We start from the raw sequence: 22,329 nt of genomic DNA, 5'->3' as shown, positions 1-22,329 counted from the left end.
TCTCAAGCCTCCTCTCGGTCACTGTCAGTATTCGTCCCGCCACTGACAATCAGCTCCCGCTCGGTGCGGGACCGCCTGCGCGGTACGGGTGCCAGGTGCTGGCCGGGCTTCGGCGGTACGGGGAATCCGCCCGCCAGCGGGTCGAAGGGTTCGGCGTCGTGCACCGCCCCGGCGGCCGCCGTCTTCTTCTCGCGCTTGTCGCGGAAGACGTCCGCGACGAAGGAGAGGAGCAGGATCGCCACGACGGCGCCGCCGACGTACAGGACGATCTCGCTGAAGTCGTACGCCTCGTTGCGCAGCGCCCGAACGGTGGCCACCAGCATCAGCCAGACCACCGAGACCGGGATCAGGACCTTCCAGCCGAGCTTCATCAGCTGGTCGTAGCGCACGCGGGGCAGCGTGCCGCGCAGCCAGATGAAGAAGAACAGCAGCAGCTGCACCTTGAGGACGAACCAGAGCATCGGCCACCAGCCGTGGTTCGCGCCCTCCCAGAAGGAGCTGATCGGGTACGGGGCCCGCCAGCCGCCCAGGAAGAGGGTGACCGAGACCGCCGAGACGGTGACCATGTTGACGTACTCGGCCAGCATGAACAGCGCGAACTTGATGGACGAGTACTCGGTGTTGAAGCCGCCGACCAGGTCGCCCTCGGACTCCGGCATGTCGAAGGGGGCGCGGTTCGTCTCGCCGACCATCGTGATGACGTAGATGATGAAGGACACCGGCAGCAGGACGATGAACCAGCGGTCCGCCTGGGCCTCGACGATCGCCGAGGTCGACATCGACCCGGAGTAGAGGAAGACCGAGGCGAAGGCCGCGCCCATCGCGATCTCGTAGGAGATCATCTGCGCGCAGGAGCGCAGGCCGCCGAGGAGCGGGTAGGTGGAGCCGGAGGACCAGCCCGCCAGCACGATGCCGTAGATGCCGACCGAGGCCACCGCGAGGATGTAGAGCATCGCGATGGGCAGGTCGGTCAGCTGCATCGTGGTGCGCTGGCCGAAGATGGAGATCTGGTCGTCCGCGGGGCCGAAGGGGATCACCGCGATGGCCATGAAGGCCGGGATCGCCGCGATGATCGGGGCCAGGACGTAGATGACCTTGTCGGCCCGCTTGACGATCAGGTCTTCCTTGAGCATCAGCTTCACGCCGTCGGCGAGCGACTGGAGCATGCCCCAGGGGCCGTGCCGGTTGGGGCCGATGCGCAGCTGCATCCAGGCGACGACCTTGCGCTCCCACACGATGGAGAAGAGCACCGTCACCATCAGGAAGGCGAAGCAGAACACCGCCTTCAGCAGGACGAGCCACCAGACGTCCTTGCCGAACAGGGACAGGTCCTCGGCAGCGAGTTGAACGGTGTTCACGCGCCCACCTCCGCAGTGGTGTCGCCTGCGCCGACCGGGGTCGCCGGGCCGATGCGTACGAGGGTGCCCGGGCGGGCGCCGGCGTCGGCGAGGACGCCGGAGCCGGTGGAGTTCAGCGGGAGCCAGACCACGCGGTCGGGCATCTCGGTGATCCGGAGCGGGAGTTCCACGGAGCCGGCCGGGCCGGTGACCGCGAGGACGTCGCCGTCCTTGACGCCGGTCTCGGCGGCCGTGGCCGCCGACAGCCGGGCGCTGGCCTCGTGCCGGGTGCCGGCCAGGGCGTCGTCGCCCTCCTGCAGCCGGCCCAGGTCCAGGAGGAGCCGGTGGCCCGCGAGGACCGCCTCGCCGCTGCCCGGGCGGGGCAGCGGCACGGTGTCCGCGCTCTGCCCGGCGGCCCGCTCCCCGGCCCACGGGCCGAGCCGGTCGATCTCCCGGCGTACGGCGTGCACGTCGGGCAGGGCGATCGGCCGGTCGGCGGCGTCGGCCAGCATGTGCAGCACGCGGGCGTCGGCCGGGGCGAGCCGGCGGGTCATCTGGTCGGGCTTGAGCGCGGCCTCGAACGGCCTCACCCGGCCCTCCCAGTTGATGAAGGCGCCCGCCTTCTCGGCCACCGCGGCGACCGGGAGGACCACGTCCGCGTGGTCGGTGACCTCGCTGGGCCGCAGTTCCAGGGAGACCACGAAGGCCTCCTGGAGGGCGGTCCGCGCGCGGGCCGGGTCCGGCAGGTCGGCGACCTCGACGCCCGCGATCAGCAGGGCCGAGAGCTCCCGGGTCGCCGCGGCCTCGACGATCTGGCCGGTGTCGCGGCCGTAGCGGTGCGGGAGCTCGTCCAGGCCCCAGGCGCCTGCGACCTCGTCGCGGGCCCGCGGGTCGGTGGCGGGGCGCCCGCCCGGCAGCAGGGACGGCAGCGCGCCCGCCTCGATGGCGGCCCGCTCACCGGCCCGGCGCGGGATCCACACCAGGGTGGCCCCGGTGACCCCGGCGGCCCGTACGGCGGCGGTCAGCGCGCCCGGCACCCCGGCGAGGCGCTCCCCGACGAGGATGACCGCGCCGGGCTGCCGCAGCGCCTCGGCGGCTTCGGCGCCCCCGGTCTCCAGGCCCGTCCGGGAGGCCAGCGCGTCGAGCCACTCGGGCTCGGTGCCGGGGGCGGCGGCCAGCAGGGTGCCGCCGGCCTTGTCCAGGCCGCGGGTGGCGAAGGGGGCGACGGAGAAGGTCCGCTGCTTCCGCTTGCGGTGGGCCTTGCGCAGCCGCAGGAAGACGCCGGGCGCCTCCTCCTCCGCCTCGATGCCGACGAGCAGCACCGCCGGGGCGGCCTCCAGGGCGGTGTACGAGAGCCACTGCCCGCCGAGGTCGACGCCGTACCCGGCGACCTCCGAGGCCAGGAAGTCGGCCTCCTCCGCGCTGTGCACGCGGGCCCGGAAGTCGATGTCGTTGGTGTCGAGCACCACCCGGGCGAACTTGGCGTACGCGTAGGCGTCCTCGACGGGGAGCCGGCCGCCGGTCAGCACCCCGGCCCGGCCGCGCGCGGCGGCGAGCCCGTTGGCCGCGGCCTCCAGGGCCTCGGGCCAGCTCGCCGGCTCCAGCACCCCGGCGGCGCTGCGCACCAGCGGGGTGGTCAGCCGGTCGGGGCGCTGCGCGTAGCGGAACCCGAAGCGGCCCTTGTCGCAGATCCACTCCTCGTTGACCTCGGGGTCCTCGGCGGCGAGGCGGCGCAGCACCTTGCCGCGCCGGTGGTCGGTACGGGTCGCGCAGCCGCCCGCGCAGTGCTCGCACACGCTCGGGGAGGAGACGAGGTCGAAGGGGCGGGAGCGGAACCGGTAGGCGGCCGAGGTGAGGGCGCCGACCGGGCAGATCTGGATGGTGTTGCCGGAGAAGTACGACTCGAAGGGGTCGCCCTCGCCGGTGCCGACCTGCTGGAGCGCGCCGCGTTCCAGCAGCTCGATCATCGGGTCGCCGGCGATCTCGTTGGAGAAGCGGGTGCAGCGCGCGCACAGCACGCACCGCTCGCGGTCCAGCAGCACCTGGGTGGAGATCGGGACCGGCTTCTCGTAGGTGCGCTTCTTGCCCTCGAACCGCGATTCGGCGTTGCCGTGCGACATCGCCTGGTTCTGCAGCGGGCACTCGCCGCCCTTGTCGCAGACCGGGCAGTCCAGCGGGTGGTTGATGAGCAGCAGCTCCATCACCCCGCGCTGGGACTTGTCGGCGACCTCGGAGGTCAGCTGGGTCTTGACGACCATGCCGTCGGTGCAGGTGATGGTGCAGGAGGCCATCGGCTTGCGCTGGCCCTCCACCTCGACGATGCACTGGCGGCAGGCGCCGGCCGGGGAGAGGAGGGGGTGGTCGCAGAACCGGGGGATCTCGATGCCGAGCTGCTCGGCGGCCCGGATGACGAGGGTGCCCTTGGGCACGGACAGTTCGACCCCGTCGATGGTCAGCGAGACGGTGTTCTCCGGTGGAACCGCCGCTGCGCCCCCGGAGGCCGCTGGAGTGGTGACGGTCATGCGTTCACCTCCGTGTCGGCCCAGAGGGTCGACTTCCTGGGGTCGAAGGGGCAGCCCTTGCCCGTGATGTGCTGCTCGTACTCCTCGCGGAAGTACTTGAGCGAGGAGAAGATCGGGCTGGCCGCGCCGTCGCCGAGCGCGCAGAAGGACTTGCCGTTGATGTTGTCGGCGATGTCGTTCAGCTTGTCGAGGTCGGACATGACGCCCTGGCCGGCCTCGATGTCGCGGAGCAGCTGGACCAGCCAGTAGGTGCCCTCGCGGCACGGGGTGCACTTGCCGCAGGATTCGTGGGCGTAGAACTCGGTCCACCGGGTCACGGCCCGCACCACGCAGGTCGTCTCGTCGAAGCACTGCAGGGCCTTGGTGCCGAGCATCGAGCCGGCGGCGCCCACGCCCTCGTAGTCGAGCGGGACGTCGAGGTGCTCGTCGGTGAACATCGGGGTGGAGGAGCCGCCCGGGGTCCAGAACTTCAGCCGGTGCCCGGGGCGCATTCCGCCGCTCATGTCGAGGAGCTGGCGCAGGGTGATGCCGAGCGGGGCCTCGTACTGGCCGGGGCCGACGACGTGCCCGGAGAGCGAGTACAGCGTGAAGCCGGGGGACTTCTCGGTCCCCATCGACTTGAACCAGTCCTTGCCCTTGTTCAGGATCGCGGGAACCGAGGCGATCGACTCCACGTTGTTGACGACAGTGGGGCACGCGTAGAGCCCCTCGACCGCGGGGAAGGGGGGACGCAGCCGGGGCTGGCCGCGCCGGCCTTCGAGGGAGTCGAGCAGCGCCGTCTCCTCGCCGCAGATGTACGCGCCCGCGCCCGCGTGCACCGTGATGTCGAGGTTGCGCCCGGTGCCGTCGATGTCCTTGCCGAGGTAGCCGGCCGCGTACGCCTCGCGCACGGCCTCGTGCAGACGCCGCAGGACGGGCACCGTCTCCCCGCGCAGGTAGATGAAGGCGTGCTCGGAGCGGATCGCGTAGCAGGCGATGATCATTCCCTCGATGAGGGAGTGCGGGTTGGCGAAGAGGAGGGGGATGTCCTTGCAGGTTCCCGGCTCCGACTCGTCCGCGTTCACGACGAGGTAGTGCGGCTTTCCGTCGCCCTGCGGGATGAACTGCCACTTCATTCCGGTGGGGAAGCCCGCGCCGCCGCGTCCGCGCAGACCCGAGTCCTTCACGTAGGCGATGAGGTCGTCCGGGGTCATCGCGAGCGCCTTGCGCAGGCCCTCGTACCCCTCGTGGCGCCGGTAGGTCTCCAGCGTCCACGACCGCGGCTCGTCCCAGAAGGCGGACAGCACGGGGGCGAGGAGCTTCTCCGGGCTGGTCCCGCCGCCGGCCTGGGGGTGGGAGGTGCCCCCGTTGCCCCCGTTGCTCAGTTCGGAAGACACCGACATCACTCCCCTCCCTCAGTGGTGGCCTCGCCGCGCGGGTGGACGATCGGGGTGTGCGCGGACTCGCCGCGGGCGATGCGCAGCCCGATCAGGGAGGCGGGGCCGGCGCCGCCGGTCGCCTCGACCGCGCCCTCGCGCTCGTCCGGGAAGCCGGCCAGGATCCGGGCGGTCTCCTTGTAGGTGCACAGCGGCGCGCCCCGGGTCGGCGAGACCTCGCGGCCGGCCAGCAGGTCGTCGACCATGGCCTTGGCGGACTGGGGGGTCTGGTTGTCGAAGAACTCCCAGTTGACCATCACCACGGGGGCGTAGTCGCAGGCCGCGTTGCACTCGATGTGTTCGAGGGTGACCTTGCCGTCGGGGGTGGTCCCGTTGTTGCCGACCCCGAGGTGCTCCTTGAGCTCCTCGAAGATGGCGTCGCCGCCCATCACCGCGCACAGGGTGTTCGTACAGACACCGACCTGGTAGTCGCCGGAGGGCCCGCGCCGGTACATCGTGTAGAAGGTCGCCACGGCCGTGACCTCGGCGGTGGTCAGGCCCAGTACCTCGGCGCAGAAGCGGATGCCGGTGCGCGAGACGTAGCCCTCCTCGGACTGGGTCAGGTGCAGCAGCGGCAGCAGCGCGGAGCGGCTGTCGGGGTAGCGGGCGATGACTTCCCGGGCGTCGGCTTCGAGGCGCTCGCGTACCTCCGCCGGAAAGTCGGGGGCCGGCAGCTGGGGCATGCCCAGCGAGACCCCTTGGTTCGAAGGACTGGCGGTCATCGGTCGACGCCTCCCATCACGGGGTCGATGGAGGCGACGGCGACGATGACGTCGGCGACCTGGCCGCCCTCGCACATCGCGGCCATGGCCTGCAGGTTGGTGAAGGACGGGTCGCGGAAGTGGACCCGGTAGGGGCGGGTCCCGCCGTCGGAGACGACGTGCACGCCGAGCTCGCCCTTGGGTGACTCGACGGCCGCGTACGCCTGGCCGGGCGGTACCCGGAAGCCCTCGGTCACCAGCTTGAAGTGGTGGATGAGGGCCTCCATGGAGGTGCCCATGATGTTCCTGATGTGGTCGAGCGAGTTGCCGAGGCCGTCCGGGCCCATCGCGAGCTGCGCCGGCCAGGCGATCTTCTTGTCGGCGACCATCACCGGGCCCGGCTCCAGACGCTCCAGGCACTGCTCGACGATCCGCAGCGACTGGCGCATCTCCTCCAGGCGGATCAGGAACCGCCCGTAGGAGTCGCAGCTCTCGGTGGTCGGCACGTCGAACTCGTAGTTCTCGTAGCCGCAGTACGGGTCCGACTTGCGCAGGTCGTGCGGCAGGCCGGCGGAGCGCAGGATCGGGCCGGTGGCGCCGAGCGCCATGCAGCCGGTGAGGTCGAGGTAGCCGACGTCCTGCATGCGGGCCTTGAAGATGGGGTTGCCGGTGGCGAGCTTGTCGTACTCCGGCAGGTTCTTCTTCATGGTCTTGAGGAACTCGCGGAGCTGGTCGACGGCGCCCGGGGGCAGGTCCTGGGCGAGGCCGCCGGGGCGGACGAACGCGTGGTTCATGCGCAGTCCGGTGATCAGCTCGAAGATGTCGAGGATCAGCTCGCGGTCGCGGAAGCCGTAGATCATGATCGTGGTCGCGCCCAGCTCCATGCCGCCGGTGGCGATGCACACCAGGTGGGAGGAGAGCCGGTTGAGCTCCATCAGCAGGACGCGGATGACGGTGGCGCGGTCCGGGACCTGGTCGGTGATGCCGAGCAGCTTCTCGACGCCGAGGCAGTACGCCGTCTCGTTGAAGAACGGCGTCAGGTAGTCCATGCGCGTCACGAAGGTGGTGCCCTGCGTCCAGTTCCGGAATTCGAGGTTCTTCTCGATGCCGGTGTGCAGGTAGCCGATGCCGCAGCGGGCCTCGGTGACCGTCTCGCCGTCGATCTCCAGGATCAGGCGCAGCACTCCGTGGGTGGAGGGGTGCTGCGGACCCATGTTGACGACGATCCGCTCGTCGTCGGCCTTGGCCGCGGACTGGACGACCTCGTCCCAGTCACCGCCGGTGACGGTGTAGACGGTGCCCTCGGTCGTTTCGCGGGAGGACGCGTGGTTTTCTGCGTCGTTGGAGATGGGGGACATCAGCTGTACGACCTCCGCTGGTCGGGAGCCGGGATCTGGGCGCCCTTGTACTCGACGGGGATGCCGCCGAGCGGGTAGTCCTTGCGCTGCGGGAAGCCCTGCCAGTCGTCCGGCATCATGATCCGGGTGAGGGCCGGGTGCCCGTCGAAGACCAGGCCGAAGAAGTCGTACGTCTCGCGCTCGTGCCAGTCGTTGGTCGGGTAGACGGCGACGAGCGAGGGGACGTGCGGGTCGCCGTCCGGGACGGACACCTCCAGCCGCAGGATCCGGCCGTGCGTGAGCGAGCGCAGGTGGTAGACGGCGTGCAGCTCGCGGCCCTTGTCCCCGGGGAAGTGCACGCCGGAGACGCCGGTGCAGAGCTCGAAGCGCAGGGCGGGGTCGTCGCGCAGGGTGCGCGCGACGCGGACGAGGTGCTCGCGGGCGATGTGGAAGGTGAGCTCGCCCCGGTCGACCACCGTCTTCTCGATGGCGTTCCCGGGGACGAGGTCCTGTTCCTCCAGTGCGCCTTCGAGCTCGTCGGCCACCTCGTCGAAGTAGGAGCCGTACGGCCGGCTCGTCGCGCCGGGCATGGCCACGGTCCGCACGAGGCCGCCGTAGCCGCTGGTGTCCCCGCCGCCCGCGGCACCGAACATTCCCTTGCGGACGCCGATGACCTCGGGGCCCTGGTCGCGCGGCGCAGGGACGTTGCTGCCGTTGCTTCCGTTGCTGCCGTTCTCCGGCTCTTGGGTCTGGCTCACCGGAGCAGCCCCTTCATCTCGATGGTGGGGAGGGCCTTGAGGGCCGCCTCCTCCGCCTCACGGGCCGCTTCTTCCCGGTTCACGCCGAGCTTTCCGCCCTGGATCTTCTGGTGGAGCTTGAGGATCGCGTCCATCAGCATCTCGGGGCGCGGCGGACAGCCGGGCAGGTAGATGTCCACCGGGACGATGTGGTCGACGCCCTGGACGATCGCGTAGTTGTTGAACATTCCGCCTGAAGATGCACAAACCCCCATGGAGATGACCCATTTGGGGGCGGGCATCTGGTCGTACACCTGCCGCAGCACCGGCGCCATCTTCTGGCTGACCCGCCCCGCCACGATCATCAGATCGGCCTGGCGCGGGGAGCCGCGGAAGACCTCCATGCCGAAGCGGGCCAGGTCGTACCGGCCCGCTCCGGTGGTCATCATCTCGATGGCGCAGCAGGCCAGACCGAAGGTCGCCGGGAAGACGGACGACTTGCGCACCCATCCCGCGGCCTGTTCGACGGTGGTCAGCAGGAAGCCGCTCGGCAGCTTCTCTTCCAGTCCCATGGAAAATTCAGCCCCTCAGTCCCATTCCAGGCCGCCGCGGCGCCACACGTAGGCGTAGGCGACGAAGACGGTGAGCACGAAGAGCAGCATCTCGACGAGCCCGAAGATCCCCAGGGAGTCGAAGGTGACGGCCCAGGGGTAGAGGAAGACAACCTCGATGTCGAAGACGATGAAGAGCATCGCCGTCAGGTAGTACTTGATCGGGAAGCGGCCACCGCCGGCCGGCATCGGCGTCGGCTCGATGCCGCACTCGTAGGCTTCAAGCTTTGCCCGGTTGTACCGTTTTGGACCGATCAGCGTGGCCATGACCACGGAGAAGATCGCAAACCCTGCGCCGAGGGCGCCGAGCACGAGGATGGGTGCGTACGCATTCACGCTCCTCGCTCCTTCCAGTCGTCCTTGACCGTTGGACCGCTGCCGGCCGGGGCGCCGCCCAGCGGTAGCTGGGGGCGTGCACCGCCTCGCGAAGATCGCGCTTCCGATCGAGCGCTCGCATGTGAGGCAGTTCACAAGCCGGACTGGTGCGCATCTTATGCCTGCTCGTCTGTGATCTGCGACACGGGTAACAACACCGAGTTTGTGATCTCCACCACCTGACGAACGATCATGAAGCCCGATGAGTGGTGATCTCCATACGCGAAGCATCCACATGGTCACTAAAGGTGACATCCGGGCCCGTTACCGCAGGTAGAAGGCGGGTCGCCCTATCAAACGATGCGCGGTGCAGGCAAATTGGCAAGGGGGGTGCGGGGCTGATAAAGGGATCGCCGTCCCCCGGTCGAGGGAGCCCATGCGTACGGAGGTGGACACGGGGCAGGCGCGGGGGTGGATGCGGGGCGGACGGGAGCGCCGGCGAGGGGTGGAGGACCGCACGAGGGGCGCGCCGATGCCCGCACCCCCGTCGGCGCGGGAAGCCGCGCGAGTGCGTGCATCCGTTCACGAACCTCTCGGCACGCTCACAGGAAGGTCACGGGAGGGGCACAGCGTCCGCATGGTGTGACGCAGCTGTGACCTGCGCCACACCAAATCGAGCCCTCCGAAAGAGGGCTTGGCCATCTGTGCGGAGTGATGGTAGGTCAAGGATCAATTGGGACTTAATACCGAAACCCCATGATCACAGCCTTGTGAAGGCCTGTCCGATTCGCCCGTTACGGCGTCAATAAGAAGTCGGACGCGCCCGGTTCACGCCTTTCTCGCGCAACTGTGGCGCACCCCACGTTTCTTGAAGGGAACCCGGACACCCTGATAGCGGTTGTCCTCATGTCCCACACCGCTCACATACCCAGCCACCGGAAGCCCCGTCGTAGCGCCTCGAAGCTCGCGGTCCGCGCCGGAGTTGCCGGTGGCGTCCTCAGCACCCTGGCCATGGCCGGCACCGCGAGCGCGTCCCCGTCCGCCGAGCCCGTGGCCGAGACGACGCTCGAAATGCCGGTCCTCAACCTGGACCTGGGCTCCGACGTCTCCTCCGCCATCACCGTGGCCGCCGAGAACACCCGCCTCGCCGCCGTTGAGGGCGAACTGACCGCCCAGGAGGAGAGCGCCCGTACCGGCGCCGCCGCCGAGGCGAAGCAGGCCAAGGAAGAGGCCCAGAAGAAGGCCGACGCCGACGCCGCCGCCGAGAAGGCCGAGAAGACGGCGAAGGAAGAGGCCGCCCGCAAGGCCGAGGCCGAGCGCTCCAGCCGCAGCTCCTCCGAGCGCACGACGCTGAAGAGCACCGCCGCCCCGCAGGGCACGGGCACCGTCTCCGCCCCGGCCACCGGCTCCGCCGCGGCCATCGTCAACTTCGCCCGTGCGCAGGTCGGCAAGGCGTACGTGATGGGCGGCACCGGCCCGTCCTCGTTCGACTGCTCCGGTCTCGTCCAGGCCGCCTACCGCCAGGCCGGCATCAGCCTGCCGCGCATGTCCCAGGCGCAGTCCTCGGCCGGCACCTCGGTGTCGCTGGACGCCCTGCAGCCGGGCGACATCCTGTACTGGGGCTCCAAGGGCAGCGCTTACCACGTCGCCATCTACGTCGGCGGCGGCAAGTTCGTCGGCGCGCAGAACCCCAGCACCGGCATCGTCGAGCGCAACCTCAGCTACGACAGGCCGACGGGCGCCGTCCGCGTCCTCTGAGCACCGCTCAGACCGAGGCACCAGACACGGCCGAGGGCCGGTACTCCCCCGCTCGGGGGTGGAGTACCGGCCCTCGGGCCGTTCTTGGTGCGTCCCGGGCCGCTGGGCGTGCCCCCAGGGACGACGGACGCGCCCTCAGGAGCCCCGGGGTCGCGGGGCGCAGGGTCGCAGGGTCGCGGGGTTGCTTCCTCAGACCAGCGAGGCGGCCAGCTTGAAGCGGGCCTCCCGCTGCTCCTTGTAGAGCGCGAGCGTCTCGGCGTGCTCCTCGACGAGCTGCTCCTGGTACGCCTTTTCGACCGCGCCCCAGATGCCGACGAGGTTCACCTCGCGCTTGCACGCGACATCGGCCTTGGCCGCCGTCACGGCCTTCGGACCGCCCTCGTCGTCCTGCAGGCCGAGCTTCTCCACGACTTCGTACGGAGATTCGATCCCGGCGTATCCCGACTTGTCCATGCATGACGCCCACTTCTTGAGGGTGTCGACGACCCGGGAGTCCTGCCGGGAGCGGTCGTGCGCCTCCGAGGCCAGCCCGAACGCGAACAGCAGGTCCACGCTGTTCTTGGTCGGGGCGTACAGCTTGCGGAACGCCTCGCGCCCGCACCCGCCGGCCGGCACCTTCTGCCCGGCCGCCGTCAGGCCGCTGTCCACGAGCGCGGCCTCCTCCTCGGTGTTCGCGTCGGGAGCCGTGCCGCCCTGGGCTCCGGGCCGCTCGCCGTTCATCACGACGTACGCGCTGTCGCTCAGCTGCGGCGGAACGGGCTTCGCCGGGCTCCCCTCCCCCGCGGACTTGTCGTACCCGTGGGCCGCCGCGTACGCCGGATCGGCCAGGCCGAAGAGGTACGCGTGCCGGTCCTCGGGCCCGGCACCGGGGGCCTCGGCCGATCGCACGCCCTCGTAGGTGAACCCGTACCGGGCCATGCACCGGGAGACCAGGGCCTGCTGGACCTGGCCCATCCGGATCCGTTCGGCCTCGGTGTCCGTGTACGCGTCCATCGGAAGGGACAGCGCGGACGTCGCCGGGTTCACCTCGACGGGACCGAGGCCCGGTTCACCGCCCCCGGAGCCACCGGTCCCGGCGCAGCCGGCCAGGAGGACGGCCGCCAGCAGGACGGAGGCCGGGGCGGCGGGCCGGCGGCGCCGGGAATTGATCATCGCGTGGAACTCCTTCTGCTGGATTCCGGATTACGGATTACGGACTACGGGTGGAGGGTGTACTTGGCCGAGCTGATCTTGTTCTTGAAGTTGGCCGAGGCGTTGCCCACGTAGTTCGACGGGATCTCTCCGACGTTGCCGCCCAGGTCCTTGTCGGTGCCGACCTTCCAGGCGTAGGCGTCCCGGTTCCGGTAGGACTCGGTGGTGTCGTTGATCCAGTTCCCGCTGGCCGAGCAGGAGCCCTGGTACTTGTCGTCGCTGAAGTTCACGTCATTCGTCGCCAGGTCGAAGACACAACCGGACTGGTTCTGCCAGTAGAAAAGTCCGAACTCGTGGTTCTCCAGATTTCCGTCGCGCGCCCAGGCGGCCGCCGGACCCGCGGTTCCCAGCAGAATGGCGCCGACCGAAACGGCGGCGACGCAGCCGGCCGCCAGCTTCCGCATTGCGTTGTCCATCACGCTTACCTCACTCTTCGGGTGAAAGTCGGGCTGTTCGGGGCGGACCGGGATGGCGCTTTTCCGCCCGGCGGGGATTCAACATCGAACCCCCTGCCGGTTCAAGCTCCTTCTCAGCTGATGAACAGTCACTTCTGTTGTCTGATAGGTAACTTGTCGCAAGCAGCCACGGTTCTCTACTATCTGGCGCGCGCCCTCCCCCACCCGTCAAACGGATGCACATAATCCACTCCTACCGCCGCAAGGGAAGCTGTCGTGCACGCGAGATATTTGACCCCTCTACTTCTTCTGTGCATTTCACTGACGGGATGCGGTGGCGGCGAAAAAAAGCCTGTGGCAAGCGACAGCCCGCCTCCCACCAGGGAGGAAATCGCGTACTACGACTGCTTGAAGGAGCAGGGCGTGGCGATCGTGTATACGGACTACGGCGCTCCGCGCGAGGACAAGTCGAAGCCCTGGAACGACGAGGCGCACAAGACCTGCGCACCGATGTTGCCGCCCCCGCCGAAGCCCCAGCCGGCCGAGCCCGCCCAGATCGCCGCCGCGCAGAAGGAGTCCGCGTGCCTGCGGGCCGAGGGCATCACCTGGTACCCGGACCCGGACCCGGTCACCGCCCAGATCGACGAGCGCAAGGGCACTCCCGAACAGTGGATCTCGCTCAAGCGCGACCACCTCGACGCATTGAAGAAGTGCCGGCCGGACGAATGAGCGAGCCGGAGCAGGTCGTGGAGCGCACCGGGACCCCGACGACCGCCGAGGACGACCGCGGCGGGCTCGCGCGCGGGCGGCGCGTGGTGCTCGCGGTCGTCGGCGGGGCCGCGCTGATGGCGGTGGGCGGACTGCTGGCGACCACGCTGGTGAAGTCCCCCGCACAGGTGGCCGCGGAGACCGGCCCGCCCGCACAGGGGGCCCTGACCGCGGACGTCGAGCGGCGGGTGCTCGCGCAGACCGTGGTCATGCGCGGGACGGTGGTCGCCGACCAGAGCGTCGCCGTGTCCCCGCAGGGGGTGCGCTCCGGCGAAGGAACGGGCGCGGCCCTGGTGACCAAACTGCCGCTGAAGGCCGGGGACCCGGTCACGGCGGGGCAGCTGATCGCCGAGGTGTCCGGGCGGCCGGTGTTCACCCTGCACGGCGCGCAGCCGATGTACCGCGACCTCAAGCCCGGGGCCAGCGGCGACGACGTCGCGCAGCTGCAGCAGGCGCTGCGCGAGCTCGGGCACGGCACCGGAGGCGACGCGAAGGGCGTCTTCGGTGCCGGTACGAAGGCTGCGCTCGCCGCCCGCTACCGGGCCATCGGGTACGAGCCGCTGCCCGCGGTCGCCGACGGGGGCGCGGCCCTGAAGTCGGCGCGGGAGGCCGTGCGGTCCGCGACGTGGGCCGTGGAGGACGCGAGCGGACCCACCGGCTCCGTGGGCGCGCCCGCGGAGGGCGGATCGAGCAAGGGCGGGGCCGCGGAGGGCCCCGGCGCGACAGCGAGCCCCGGCCCGCGTCCCGGCTCCGGTACCGGCTCCGGCTCCGGCTCCGGCTCCGGCTCCGGCTCCGGCTCCGGCAGGGAACTCGCGCGGGCCCGGCAGGCCCTCGGCGAGGCCCGGGCCGCGCTGGTGGCCGCCGAGGCCGCCGACGGCCCGATGCTGCCCACCGCCGAGACCGTGTTCCTGGGCTCCTTCCCGGCCCGCGTCAGCTCCGTCGGCGCCCGCGCGGGCTCCCCCGTGTCCGGGACGGTGCTCACGCTCTCCGGCGGGGAGCTCGTCGTCGAGGCCTACCTCAAGGACGACAAGCGGCAGCTGCTGCGTGCCGGGATGACCGTGGTGATCTCCTCCGAGCTCTCCGGCACCGATGTCCGCGGCTCGGTGGCGGTCGTCGCCACCGAGCGGTCCGCCGCGCAGCCCGCCGGAGCACAGCCGCAGCAGGACCCCGGCCAGAACCCCAAGGGCGGCGGGAGCGGCGGGAACGGCGGCACGGGCGGCGGCGACCTCGGCTACCGGATGCTGGTCCGCGCCGACCAGCCGCTGCCCGCCGGCTTCGCCGGGCAGGACGTCCGGCTGACCATCGAGTCCGCCGCCACCGACGGCGAGGCGCTCGTCGTCCCGGTCACCGCCGTTTCGGCGGGCGCGGACGGACGTACGGTCGTCACCGCCGTGTCCGCCGACGGCACCCAGCGGCGCGTCGAGGTGCGGACCGGCACCCGCGGCGACGGCTTCGTGGCCGTCACCCCGTCCCGGGCGGGCGCCCTCGCCGCCGGGACCAAAGTGGTGATCGGGGTCGCACCCCGTGAGACCCGGGGGAAGTCCAAATGAGGCTGCTGTCCCGTCAATTCCGTCTGTCCCGTCAATCCCGGCCGCCCTCCGGCGACACGGGCGACACAGGCGGCACACGCGACACGGGCGACACGGGCGGCACGGGCGGCGGCGAAAGCCCCGTGATCGAGCTCCGCGGGGTCGGCCTCACCTACCCCGGGCCGCCGCCCGTCGAGGCCCTGCACCCCTGCGACCTGACCGTCCGGCGCGGCGAGTTCATCACCGTCGTCGGCCCCTCCGGGTCAGGGAAGTCCACCTTCCTCAACGTCGCCGGGCTGCTCGACTCCCCCACCAGCGGCCGGTACCTGCTCGACGGGATCGACACCGCCGCGCTCCCCGACCGGGAGCGCACCGCGTTGCGCGGGCGCCGGATCGGCTTCGTCTTCCAGTCCTTCCACCTCCTCCCCCACCGGTCCGCCCTGGAGAACGTCACCCTCGCCATGCTCTACACCGGAATCCCGCGCGCCGGGCGCCTCGTACGGGCCCGCGAGGCCCTCGACCAGGTCGGTCTCGGGCACCGGGCCGGCGCCGTGCCCGGCCGGCTGTCCGGCGGCGAGCGCCAGCGGGTGGCGATCGCCCGCGCCCTCGTCGGGCGTCCCTCGCTCCTCCTGTGCGACGAGCCGACCGGCAACCTCGACTCCGTGAACGCCGCGTCCGTCCTCGGGCTGCTGGACGAACTGCACGGAGCCGGGATGACCGTCCTCGTCATCACTCACGACCCCGAGGTGGCCCGGCGCGGCGCGCGGACCGTCACCATCCGCGACGGGCGGCTGGATCCTTGAGCGCCGTCGCACCCACCCGGCTGTCCGTGCGCGACGCCCTTGCCGAGGCCGTCGCCGGGATGCTGCGCCGCCCCGGCCGGGCCGTGCTCACCTCCCTCGGCACCGTCCTCGGCGTGGGCAGCTTCGTGGCCGTACTCGGCCTCACCGCCACCATCTCCTCGCAGATCGACGCCAGGTTCAACGTCCTGACCGCCACCGAGGTCAGCATCGAGGACGTCGCCGCCCAGCAGGACGAGTTCGCAGGGACCGCCTTCCCCGCCGACGCCGAGCAGCGGCTGCGCGCCGTCGCGGGCATCGAGCACGCCGGAGTGCTGTGGACGGTGCGGCTCGACTCGCACACCGCGGTCGGCCCCCTGCCGTCCGGCGCCGGCGACCCGACCACCGGCGCAGCCGTCGTGGCGGCCTCCCCCGGCGCCGTCGCCGCCCTCGTACCGACCCTCCAGCAGGGCCGGCTCTACGACGACTTCGCCGAGCGCGGCCACGAGCGCGTCGTCGTCATCGGCAGCGGACTCGCCGCCCGCCTCGGCATCACCACCCTGGCCACCCGGCCCGCCCTCTACATCGGCCAGGAGCCCTTCACCGTGGCGGGCATCGTCGCGGACCTCCGGCGCCGGCCCGAACACCTGATGTCGATCCTCGTCCCGCGCACCACCGCCGAGCAAATGTGGGGGCCGCCCGCACCCGGCGGCGCGACCATGCTGATCTCCACCGAACTCGGCGCCGCCCGCCAGGTCGCCGGCCTCGCCCCGCTCGCGCTGCGCCCCGACCACCCCGAGTACCTCAAGGCCGTCCCGCCGCCCGATCCGCGGATGCTGCGCTCCGGTGTCACCGCCGACCTGAGCGCGCTCTTCCTGCTGCTCGCCGGGATCTGCCTGGTCATCGGCGCGGTCGGGATCGCCAACACCACCCTGGTCGCCGTACTGGAGCGGACCGGCGAGATCGGGCTGCGCCGGGCGCTCGGCGCCCGGGGACGCCACGTCTCGGCCCAGTTCCTGACCGAGTCGGCGGCCCTGGGGGCCCTCGGCGGGCTGGTCGGGACCTCGCTGGGCGAGTTGACCGTGGTCGCCGTCGCCCTGGCCCGGGACTGGACCCCGGTGATCCATCCGGCCACCGTCGCCGCGGCCCCGCTCGCCGGCCTGGTCACCGGGCTGCTGGCCGGGCTCTATCCCGCCTGGCGGGCGGCCCGTGTCGAACCGGCCGAGGCCCTGCGAAGATAGGGGGGCGCGCGCCTGACCGTCAGGGCCGCCCCGACCCGCCCCTGGAGCTGGTGGTCCCGTGAACCCGAAGCCGTACGCGTCCGACGGCGCCGGCGACCCCACCGCGGTCCCGGCGGCGCTCGGGCTCGGCCTGCTCGCGGTGGGCGGCTGGCTGTTGACCACCGCCCGCCCCTGGCACAAGCCCGGTCACCCGCTCACGCTGGGCCTCGGCTGGGCCGCCTCGGTGGCGCTGCTGGTGTGCGGGCTGGTCCTGCTGGCCCGGTGCGTCCGCACCGTCCACGGCCGCCCGGAGCCGGACACGGACGTGCCCGCACCCACCGAAGCGGGCACGGTCACGCCCTCGCCGCCGACCTGCCCCTGATCATCGACGCCGCGGGGCATCCCACTACGCTGCGGCGACCAGTTCCCGGGCGCGCTCGTTGAAGTCGGCGACAAGGCGGTGCGTACCGAACGGCTGCATCCGGCGCTGCAAGTCCTGCACCGCCTCGACACACCGAGAGCTCTTGACCTGGCGCGACAGGGAGAGTGTGCGAAGCCCCGCCGAGTGCGCCGCTTCGAGGTCATTCCGCTGGAGATGCGAGGCGGCAAGGGCGGCCTGCGACATCGCACCGCGGCGGGCCCGCCGCTGCTTGCGGGCGTGGACGATGGACCGCTGTGCGTGTTCCTCGGCGGCGGCTGCGTCCTTGAGGTCACGGAAGGTGTTCGCGTGCTCGCCGTGCAGGTACGCAGGGTCGATGAACGCCGCCCACTCCGGCTCGTTCTTGAGCTGTACGCGGCTGTAGGCCGCCTCGGATTCAGCCACCGCTCGAATTGCGGCGGAACCTTCGCCAAGCTTGGCGAGGGCCCGGGCCTCGAGTGCCCACAGATCAGCCATGCACGCGGGCGACACGTCCTTGCCGAGCCCGGCACGACCAGCCTGCGCGAGCCGCCGGCCTTCCGTGGGGTTGCCGAGCAGGGTGGTCTGATCCGCCATTCCGGCGAGGACGTGTGCACCGAGGGCTGCGTTACCGGATTCCTCGGCAAGCCGAAGCGACTGGATCAAGTAGCGCTGCGCGGTCCCGTGCTCTCCGCTGTCGTAGCTCATCCAGCCGAGCAGGTACGTCTGCTCGGCCGCCGCCTCGCACAAGGCCCGCCGGACGTCCTCGGAGTGGGTTTCGCGCAACAGCGGGTAGACGTGCTGGTTCATGTACTGAGCCAGGATGAGACGTCCCGAGCCTCCGCCTTGCAGTACATCCATCTTCTGGAACTCGCCGAACATGTTCTTGACGGCGGACACGTCTTCAAGGCGGACGCGCCGGCCCGGCTCTGGCTGCTGCTCAAGCATGTTCAACAGCCAGTCTCGTGACGGCCCCACAGCGGCGACGGCGGCAAAGGGTGCCGCTGCCAGGAACTTTCGACGGTCCACGTCGGCCCTCCCCAAATCGGCTACGGCTTCAACCGTAACGGCGAATGAGGAGTTGTAGGCGAGTGAGCGGTCGGCCGTTCCGCCTTCAGGAAAGCCCAAATCGTACGTCGTGACCCGGAACCCAACCTTCGCCGAGATGACATCGGCGATGATCTCGGGTACGGGCGGTCGCGGCCGAAGCCCGTTCAGCCATCGTCGGACCGCCGTTGCGTCGGGCTGGATGTGGGGCTCACCCCACACCTGAGCTGCGACTTTGATCTGGCGAGCCAACTCCTTGTTGCTCATGCCGGATCGTCCCAGCCACTTCGCTAGATCAGTGTTCGGCAACGTCATGCTTGGTACCTACCCCTTCGACAGGCGCGGTTGCTCAAGTGCCACCCCTTGCCACCCCCCACGACGGTAGCCCCGCTGTCCGCCTCGCGGTTGCCTGGTTGCTCGAACCAACGGCACAGGCAAGGGGGTTGAACTCATGCTGAGATCGGCGACGCAGCGGTTTCCGCGAGCAGACGGCGCGGTACCCGAGGCCCGTTCGTTCTTAGGTGACGTGCTTGAGGAGTGGAGGGTTACCGACCGCTCCGACGACGCGGCGCTCTGCCTCTCCGAGCTTGCAGCCAACGCGGTACGGCACGGCGAACACTGCGGCTTCCTCGTCGAGGTCTCACTCGATGACGAGCGCCTGCGTGTCGAGGTGTACGACGCAGGGGCGGGGGCTCCCCGCCTCGCGCAGCCGAGTGACGACGACACCACCGGGCGCGGGCTGCTCATCGTGTCCTCCCTGGCGGACGGATGGGGGGTGACGCCGCACGGCTCGTGCGGCAAGACCGTATGGGCGGAGTTCAAGACGGACGAGAACACGACGTGGGTCGGCGTGATCCGATGCTGATCGCGACCGCACCCGTCCCGACCGCCGGCCTACTGGCATCCCTCGCGGCTTGGTTCTGGGTCGACCCCGCCAAGGTCGGGCACACCGCCTTTCTCCTCCTCGCCCATCCTCCCGCCCGCAGGAAAGGCGGTTCGCCCGAGTCCATCGAGGGACACATGCGCGGCCTCGCGTCGGCGCTGCCTGGCATCTGCCGGACCCTCGGCGCCACGCACCGACGCTTATCCGAGCACCGTAGGCCCCCCACGCCCCCGGCCTACGCGCGCCGCCCCCTCCCCTCCCACCATCACGACCGCCTGCGGCCGATCGACGGCCACGCCTACTTTCTGCGCCCGTATGTGCAGCCATACGCCCCGGTGGTCCACCGTGGATAGGGCCGCCGTGCTTGCGCGGTGCGGTATCTGCGCGGCGCTCGTGCCGCAGGACGAAACCGAGACCGGAACGTTCGTTTGGTTCGATGCTGACGGCCGCGAGCAGACCGCGAGGCGACGCTCGTGCAGTGACGTCGTCGCCTGCTACCTGCGAACCGGCAGTCCGACCACCTGGCAGCGCCTCGGGGGATCACTGCCCGTGGGTGTCGAACCTCCCCCGGGCGCCCCGGTCGTCAAATGCCACTGCTGCGACGTCGCGGCGCGCGTGGAGGACCTCGATATCGCCCGCGAGCTCGATGACGTCGACGATGTTTGGTTCTCCTCCATCGTCTGCACGGACGAAGACGTCTGCTACGACCGACAGATGCTCTACCCGTACCGGCCAGAGCTCCCCGAGTGAACCAAGCCCGGACCGTCGGTCAATCGCGCCCCCGCTGTCCGGGCACCGCTCCACCCCTCACCGCGACAGCGGCGCCCATGGCGACCATCCGGGTCAGGGTCGCACCAAAAACTCCCCCGCCAGGGGCGGCTCGTCGCCCCTCCCCGATGGGGGCACCGCCTCGCCGCGGCATTGTCGCCGAGCCGAGGAGGGCGCACCGTATGGCAACTCAGAGCATGTGATCGATGACCAGAGATCAGGAGAACCTATGACCACCGCAGTAGCGCCTTGGGGCACCAAGCGCTTAGCGCTGTACCCCAGCATCACCGAAGTCCCGTACGCCCGAACGGAGATCGACCCGGACACTCAGACGACGCGCTATCTCGACGCGGACGGCAGGCGTGTCGAGATGGCCGGGGGCCACGGCACCGGGACGAGCACGGCCAACAGCACCGCGACGTCATCCGACGGCGGGGGCAAGAATCCGCCCCCGCCCGCCGACTCCGACCTCACCGAAGACAGCGACTCGGACTGACATGACCGACGCACCGGTTCTCGTCATCACCGCACTCGGTGACGTCACGGCGGATCTGGTGATGGAAGAGCTGTACGGTCGGGGCATCCCGGCCGTACGGCTCGACCCCGCCGCCGACTTCGCGCACACGGCCAACATGAGCGTCCGGATCGAACGGGGTTCCTTCACCGGGGATGTCACCACCTCGACTCGGCATCTGGACCTGTCGGGCGTTCGGTCTGTCTACTGGCGGCGCCCGAGCCCCTTCGCCGCCCCTCAGACAACGGCATCTCCCGAGCAGCGATTCGGGGTTGAGCAATCGCGCCGCGGCTACATGGGGGCGCTGACCGCACTTCCCGGGGCCTTGTACGTCAACCACCCCTCGCGGAACCGCGACGCCGAGAACAAGGCTCTACAGCTCGCCACCGCGGCCCGCCTCGGCTTCACGCTCCCCGACACATTGATCACAAACACGCCGGCAGATGCCCAGAAGTTCGCGGCCGACCACGGACCCGTGATCTACAAGCCCATTCACCGCGTGCACCTCGCCGGCGAGGACGGACGGAACCGAACAGTCTGGGTGCGCACCGTCCAAGCGGACGAGCTCGACGACTCGATCGCCCTGTGCCCCCATCTCTTCCAAGCCTGCGTCCCGAAGATCGCCGACATTCGTCTCGCCGCCATCGGAGATGACGCGTTCGCAGCCCGGATCGACACCGCCGGCGATCACCTCGATTGGCGCCAGGACCAAAGCCTCATCACCTGCTCCCCGATCGCGGTTCCCTGTTCCGTTCGCGAGGCTGTCCGCACGTTCCTTCATGCGTTCGGGCTCAGCTTCGGCGCTTTCGACTTCGCCCTCGACGCCGACGGTCGATGGTGGTTCCTCGAATGCAACCCGAACGGGCAGTGGGCGTTCGTCGACGAGCCGACAACCCGTGCCATCGCGAGCGCACTCGCCGACACCCTCCAGAAGGGCACCCCGCATGACCAGTGACACCGCCGCCGCGCTGCGGCTTCGACTCGTCGAGCAGCTCGTCGCCGAGGGCGTACTGCACGACCCCGAAGTGCGACGGGCGGCCGAGACTGTCCCCCGCGAGGTGTTCCTCGGCCCCGCGATCTACAAGCCGAGCAGTCCCCCGGGCGTCACGGTCTGGACGCCCACCCGCCGCGACGACACCCCCGCCGACGAGTGGCTGCGCCTCACCTATCAGGATCAGACCTGGGTAACCCAGATCGACGGCGTGCTCGCCGAGGACGCCTCCGGTCCCGTGACCGGAGGTAGCCCGACGTCGTCCTCGACCCTGCCGGGCGTCGTTCTCTGGATGATCGAGCAGGCGGGCGTCGCCCCGGGGAAGCGCGTGCTGATCATCGGCGCCGGAACGGGTCTCTCGACGGCCTACGTCTGCGAAGTGGCCGGCGAGGACAACGTGACCGCGATCGAGACCGACGCCGCCGCGGCAGAGCGCGCTCGAAAGGCTCTCGCTGAGGCCGGCTACGCCCCGACGCTCATCACGGCCGACGGCCTGCGCGGCTACCCCGACCGAGCCCCGTACGACATCGTGATCGCGTTCTGCTCGATGCGACACGTCCCCTACGGCCTTCTGCAGCAGATCAGGACCGGGGGAACCCTGCTCGTCACCCTCTCCGGGTGGGGAGTCGCACACGGCCTCGTTCACCTCAAGACTGAGGCGGCCGGCTTCGCGGAAGGCCGCTTCCTTCCCGGATACACCTCGTTCATGATCGCCCGCCCCCACGATCGGCCGACACACGGACCGTTCGAGCTGCTGTCTGGCGGTGAACGCCCGAGCCGGATCGACCCCACTTTGCTCGACGACTGGACCGGTCGATTCGTCGCACAGCTCGCCGCGCCCTCGGCCGAGCGCCTCGGCGCAGGAGTCGAGCAGGTCCTGCTCGACGTAGCCACAGGTTCGCAGGCACGGACTCGCGTGGCGGACGACGGGGAGGGCTGGACCGTTGTCCAGCGTGGACCGCTCAACCTGTGGACCGCGATCGAGGACTCGCTCATGGCGTGGCAGAGCTACGGCTCACCGCACCTGTCCGGCTTCGGAATGACGATCACGCCGGACACCCAAAGGGTCTGGCTCGACGTGCCGCACGGGCCGAGCTGGACGCTCCCCATCTAG

Annotated in this window: 22 protein-coding genes; 11 read left to right on the top strand and 11 right to left on the bottom strand. The window is 70.5% G+C overall.

Going from position 1 to position 22,329, the window contains the following annotated elements; translation table 11 throughout:
* Nucleotides 1-2: 2 nt before the first annotated feature.
* The 8 genes from nuoH to ACIQK6_RS27835 are packed head-to-tail and all read right to left on the bottom strand — an operon-like array spanning nucleotide 3 to nucleotide 8,996.
* Nucleotides 3-1,358, bottom strand: a complete 1,356-nt coding sequence (gene nuoH / locus ACIQK6_RS27870; RefSeq protein ID WP_329099661.1) for an NADH-quinone oxidoreductase subunit NuoH — start codon at nucleotides 1,356-1,358, stop codon at nucleotides 3-5.
* On the bottom strand, nucleotides 1,355-3,859 hold the full coding sequence (locus ACIQK6_RS27865) for an NADH-quinone oxidoreductase subunit G (RefSeq protein ID WP_402695665.1): 2,505 nt from the start codon (nucleotides 3,857-3,859) through the stop codon (nucleotides 1,355-1,357). The genes nuoH and ACIQK6_RS27865 overlap by 4 nt, the downstream gene beginning before the upstream one ends.
* Complete coding sequence (gene nuoF, locus ACIQK6_RS27860) at nucleotides 3,856-5,241, bottom strand: NADH-quinone oxidoreductase subunit NuoF (RefSeq protein ID WP_329099663.1); 1,386 nt, start codon at nucleotides 5,239-5,241, stop codon at nucleotides 3,856-3,858. Before nuoF ends, ACIQK6_RS27865 begins: the two co-directional genes overlap by 4 nt.
* A complete protein-coding gene (gene nuoE / locus ACIQK6_RS27855; protein WP_030010009.1) occupies nucleotides 5,241-5,996 on the bottom strand; it encodes an NADH-quinone oxidoreductase subunit NuoE in 756 nt (251 codons plus the stop codon). The genes nuoF and nuoE overlap by 1 nt, the downstream gene beginning before the upstream one ends.
* Nucleotides 5,993-7,333 carry an NADH-quinone oxidoreductase subunit D gene (locus ACIQK6_RS27850; RefSeq protein WP_329099664.1) on the bottom strand — a complete coding sequence of 447 codons (1,341 nt, stop codon included), beginning with the start codon at nucleotides 7,331-7,333 and terminating at the stop codon, nucleotides 5,993-5,995. Before ACIQK6_RS27850 ends, nuoE begins: the two co-directional genes overlap by 4 nt.
* A complete protein-coding gene (locus ACIQK6_RS27845) occupies nucleotides 7,333-8,070 on the bottom strand; it encodes an NADH-quinone oxidoreductase subunit C (RefSeq protein WP_329099665.1) in 738 nt (245 codons plus the stop codon). Before ACIQK6_RS27845 ends, ACIQK6_RS27850 begins: the two co-directional genes overlap by 1 nt.
* Nucleotides 8,067-8,621: an NADH-quinone oxidoreductase subunit B family protein gene (locus ACIQK6_RS27840; protein ID WP_030162005.1), complete on the bottom strand. Its 555-nt coding sequence runs from the start codon at nucleotides 8,619-8,621 to the stop codon at nucleotides 8,067-8,069. Before ACIQK6_RS27840 ends, ACIQK6_RS27845 begins: the two co-directional genes overlap by 4 nt.
* 15 nt (nucleotides 8,622-8,636) lie before the next feature.
* The gene (locus ACIQK6_RS27835) at nucleotides 8,637-8,996 is read right to left on the bottom strand and encodes an NADH-quinone oxidoreductase subunit A (RefSeq protein ID WP_030010013.1); all 360 of its coding nucleotides are present in this window, start codon (nucleotides 8,994-8,996) and stop codon (nucleotides 8,637-8,639) included.
* Between the two features lie 885 nt (nucleotides 8,997-9,881).
* Between ACIQK6_RS27835 and ACIQK6_RS27830 the strand changes: the two genes are divergently transcribed.
* Nucleotides 9,882-10,733, top strand: coding sequence for an NlpC/P60 family protein (locus ACIQK6_RS27830; RefSeq protein ID WP_329099666.1), 852 nt, complete (start codon nucleotides 9,882-9,884; stop codon nucleotides 10,731-10,733).
* Between the two features lie 189 nt (nucleotides 10,734-10,922).
* Here ACIQK6_RS27830 and ACIQK6_RS27825 read toward each other — a convergent pair whose 3' ends face one another.
* Both ACIQK6_RS27825 and ACIQK6_RS27820 read right to left on the bottom strand, forming a co-directional pair.
* Nucleotides 10,923-11,885: a hypothetical protein gene (locus ACIQK6_RS27825; RefSeq protein WP_329099667.1), complete on the bottom strand. Its 963-nt coding sequence runs from the start codon at nucleotides 11,883-11,885 to the stop codon at nucleotides 10,923-10,925.
* A 44-nt stretch (nucleotides 11,886-11,929) separates the two neighbouring features.
* Nucleotides 11,930-12,340 carry a hypothetical protein gene (locus ACIQK6_RS27820; RefSeq protein ID WP_329099668.1) on the bottom strand — a complete coding sequence of 137 codons (411 nt, stop codon included), beginning with the start codon at nucleotides 12,338-12,340 and terminating at the stop codon, nucleotides 11,930-11,932.
* A 402-nt stretch (nucleotides 12,341-12,742) separates the two neighbouring features.
* Between ACIQK6_RS27820 and ACIQK6_RS27815 the strand changes: the two genes are divergently transcribed.
* Genes ACIQK6_RS27815 through ACIQK6_RS27795 form a run of 5 tightly spaced genes read left to right on the top strand, consistent with a single transcriptional unit; the run spans nucleotide 12,743 to nucleotide 16,997 of the window.
* Nucleotides 12,743-13,048 (top strand): hypothetical protein, encoded by a 306-nt coding sequence (locus ACIQK6_RS27815; protein WP_329099669.1) that lies wholly within the window; start codon nucleotides 12,743-12,745, stop codon nucleotides 13,046-13,048.
* Nucleotides 13,045-14,637, top strand: coding sequence for a peptidoglycan-binding domain-containing protein (locus ACIQK6_RS27810; protein ID WP_329099670.1), 1,593 nt, complete (start codon nucleotides 13,045-13,047; stop codon nucleotides 14,635-14,637). Before ACIQK6_RS27815 ends, ACIQK6_RS27810 begins: the two co-directional genes overlap by 4 nt.
* Nucleotides 14,634-15,419, top strand: coding sequence for an ABC transporter ATP-binding protein (locus ACIQK6_RS27805; RefSeq protein WP_402695664.1), 786 nt, complete (start codon nucleotides 14,634-14,636; stop codon nucleotides 15,417-15,419). The genes ACIQK6_RS27810 and ACIQK6_RS27805 overlap by 4 nt, the downstream gene beginning before the upstream one ends.
* Complete coding sequence (locus ACIQK6_RS27800) at nucleotides 15,416-16,636, top strand: ABC transporter permease (RefSeq protein WP_402695663.1); 1,221 nt, start codon at nucleotides 15,416-15,418, stop codon at nucleotides 16,634-16,636. The genes ACIQK6_RS27805 and ACIQK6_RS27800 overlap by 4 nt, the downstream gene beginning before the upstream one ends.
* 58 nt (nucleotides 16,637-16,694) lie before the next feature.
* On the top strand, nucleotides 16,695-16,997 hold the full coding sequence (locus ACIQK6_RS27795) for a hypothetical protein (RefSeq protein ID WP_329099673.1): 303 nt from the start codon (nucleotides 16,695-16,697) through the stop codon (nucleotides 16,995-16,997).
* A gap of 24 nt (nucleotides 16,998-17,021) precedes the next feature.
* Here the strand turns inward: ACIQK6_RS27795 and ACIQK6_RS27790 are convergent, their stop codons facing one another.
* Nucleotides 17,022-18,374, bottom strand: coding sequence for a transcriptional regulator (locus tag ACIQK6_RS27790; protein WP_329099674.1), 1,353 nt, complete (start codon nucleotides 18,372-18,374; stop codon nucleotides 17,022-17,024).
* Nucleotides 18,375-18,510: 136 nt separating this feature from the next.
* Here ACIQK6_RS27790 and ACIQK6_RS27785 point away from each other — a divergent pair, with 136 nt between their 5' ends.
* The 5 genes from ACIQK6_RS27785 (at nucleotide 18,511) to tgmC (ending at nucleotide 22,329) form a co-directional block, all read left to right on the top strand.
* Nucleotides 18,511-18,924 (top strand): ATP-binding protein, encoded by a 414-nt coding sequence (locus ACIQK6_RS27785; RefSeq protein WP_329099675.1) that lies wholly within the window; start codon nucleotides 18,511-18,513, stop codon nucleotides 18,922-18,924.
* Between the two features lie 567 nt (nucleotides 18,925-19,491).
* Nucleotides 19,492-19,692: a hypothetical protein gene (locus ACIQK6_RS27780; RefSeq protein WP_329099676.1), complete on the top strand. Its 201-nt coding sequence runs from the start codon at nucleotides 19,492-19,494 to the stop codon at nucleotides 19,690-19,692.
* 247 nt (nucleotides 19,693-19,939) lie between these two features.
* Entirely contained in the window at nucleotides 19,940-20,206 is a 267-nt protein-coding gene (gene tgmA, locus ACIQK6_RS27775; protein ID WP_329099677.1) for a putative ATP-grasp-modified RiPP, read from the top strand.
* Between the two features lies 1 nt (nucleotide 20,207).
* On the top strand, nucleotides 20,208-21,179 hold the full coding sequence (tgmB, locus tag ACIQK6_RS27770; RefSeq protein WP_329099678.1) for an ATP-grasp ribosomal peptide maturase: 972 nt from the start codon (nucleotides 20,208-20,210) through the stop codon (nucleotides 21,177-21,179).
* Nucleotides 21,169-22,329 carry an ATP-grasp peptide maturase system methyltransferase gene (tgmC, locus tag ACIQK6_RS27765; RefSeq protein ID WP_329099679.1) on the top strand — a complete coding sequence of 387 codons (1,161 nt, stop codon included), beginning with the start codon at nucleotides 21,169-21,171 and terminating at the stop codon, nucleotides 22,327-22,329. The genes tgmB and tgmC overlap by 11 nt, the downstream gene beginning before the upstream one ends.

This window comes from Streptomyces sp. NPDC091682 (assembly GCF_044756625.1).
Classification (GTDB): Bacteria; Actinomycetota; Actinomycetes; order Streptomycetales; family Streptomycetaceae; genus Streptomyces.
The sequence above is the reverse complement of the archived record's forward strand: the minus strand, read 5'-3'. Positions and strand labels throughout refer to the sequence as shown.

Excerpts from the sequence above, each read along its gene's own strand:
- ACIQK6_RS27805 (WP_402695664.1), top strand. The coding sequence starts at position 14,634 with ATGAGGCTGCTGTCCCGTCAATTCCGTCTGTCCCGTCAATCCCGGCCG.
- ACIQK6_RS27850 (WP_329099664.1), bottom strand. The coding sequence starts at position 7,333 with ATGTCCCCCATCTCCAACGACGCAGAAAACCACGCGTCCTCCCGCGAA.
- ACIQK6_RS27820 (WP_329099668.1), bottom strand. The coding sequence starts at position 12,340 with ATGGACAACGCAATGCGGAAGCTGGCGGCCGGCTGCGTCGCCGCCGTT.
- ACIQK6_RS27785 (WP_329099675.1), top strand. The coding sequence starts at position 18,511 with ATGCTGAGATCGGCGACGCAGCGGTTTCCGCGAGCAGACGGCGCGGTA.
- ACIQK6_RS27865 (WP_402695665.1), bottom strand. The coding sequence starts at position 3,859 with ATGACCGTCACCACTCCAGCGGCCTCCGGGGGCGCAGCGGCGGTTCCA.
- nuoE (WP_030010009.1), bottom strand. The coding sequence starts at position 5,996 with ATGACCGCCAGTCCTTCGAACCAAGGGGTCTCGCTGGGCATGCCCCAG.
- nuoF (WP_329099663.1), bottom strand. The coding sequence starts at position 5,241 with ATGTCGGTGTCTTCCGAACTGAGCAACGGGGGCAACGGGGGCACCTCC.
- ACIQK6_RS27840 (WP_030162005.1), bottom strand. The coding sequence starts at position 8,621 with ATGGGACTGGAAGAGAAGCTGCCGAGCGGCTTCCTGCTGACCACCGTC.
- ACIQK6_RS27830 (WP_329099666.1), top strand. The coding sequence starts at position 9,882 with ATGTCCCACACCGCTCACATACCCAGCCACCGGAAGCCCCGTCGTAGC.
- tgmA (WP_329099677.1), top strand. The coding sequence starts at position 19,940 with ATGACCACCGCAGTAGCGCCTTGGGGCACCAAGCGCTTAGCGCTGTAC.
- ACIQK6_RS27825 (WP_329099667.1), bottom strand. The coding sequence starts at position 11,885 with ATGATCAATTCCCGGCGCCGCCGGCCCGCCGCCCCGGCCTCCGTCCTG.
- tgmB (WP_329099678.1), top strand. The coding sequence starts at position 20,208 with ATGACCGACGCACCGGTTCTCGTCATCACCGCACTCGGTGACGTCACG.
- ACIQK6_RS27790 (WP_329099674.1), bottom strand. The coding sequence starts at position 18,374 with ATGACGTTGCCGAACACTGATCTAGCGAAGTGGCTGGGACGATCCGGC.
- tgmC (WP_329099679.1), top strand. The coding sequence starts at position 21,169 with ATGACCAGTGACACCGCCGCCGCGCTGCGGCTTCGACTCGTCGAGCAG.
- ACIQK6_RS27810 (WP_329099670.1), top strand. The coding sequence starts at position 13,045 with ATGAGCGAGCCGGAGCAGGTCGTGGAGCGCACCGGGACCCCGACGACC.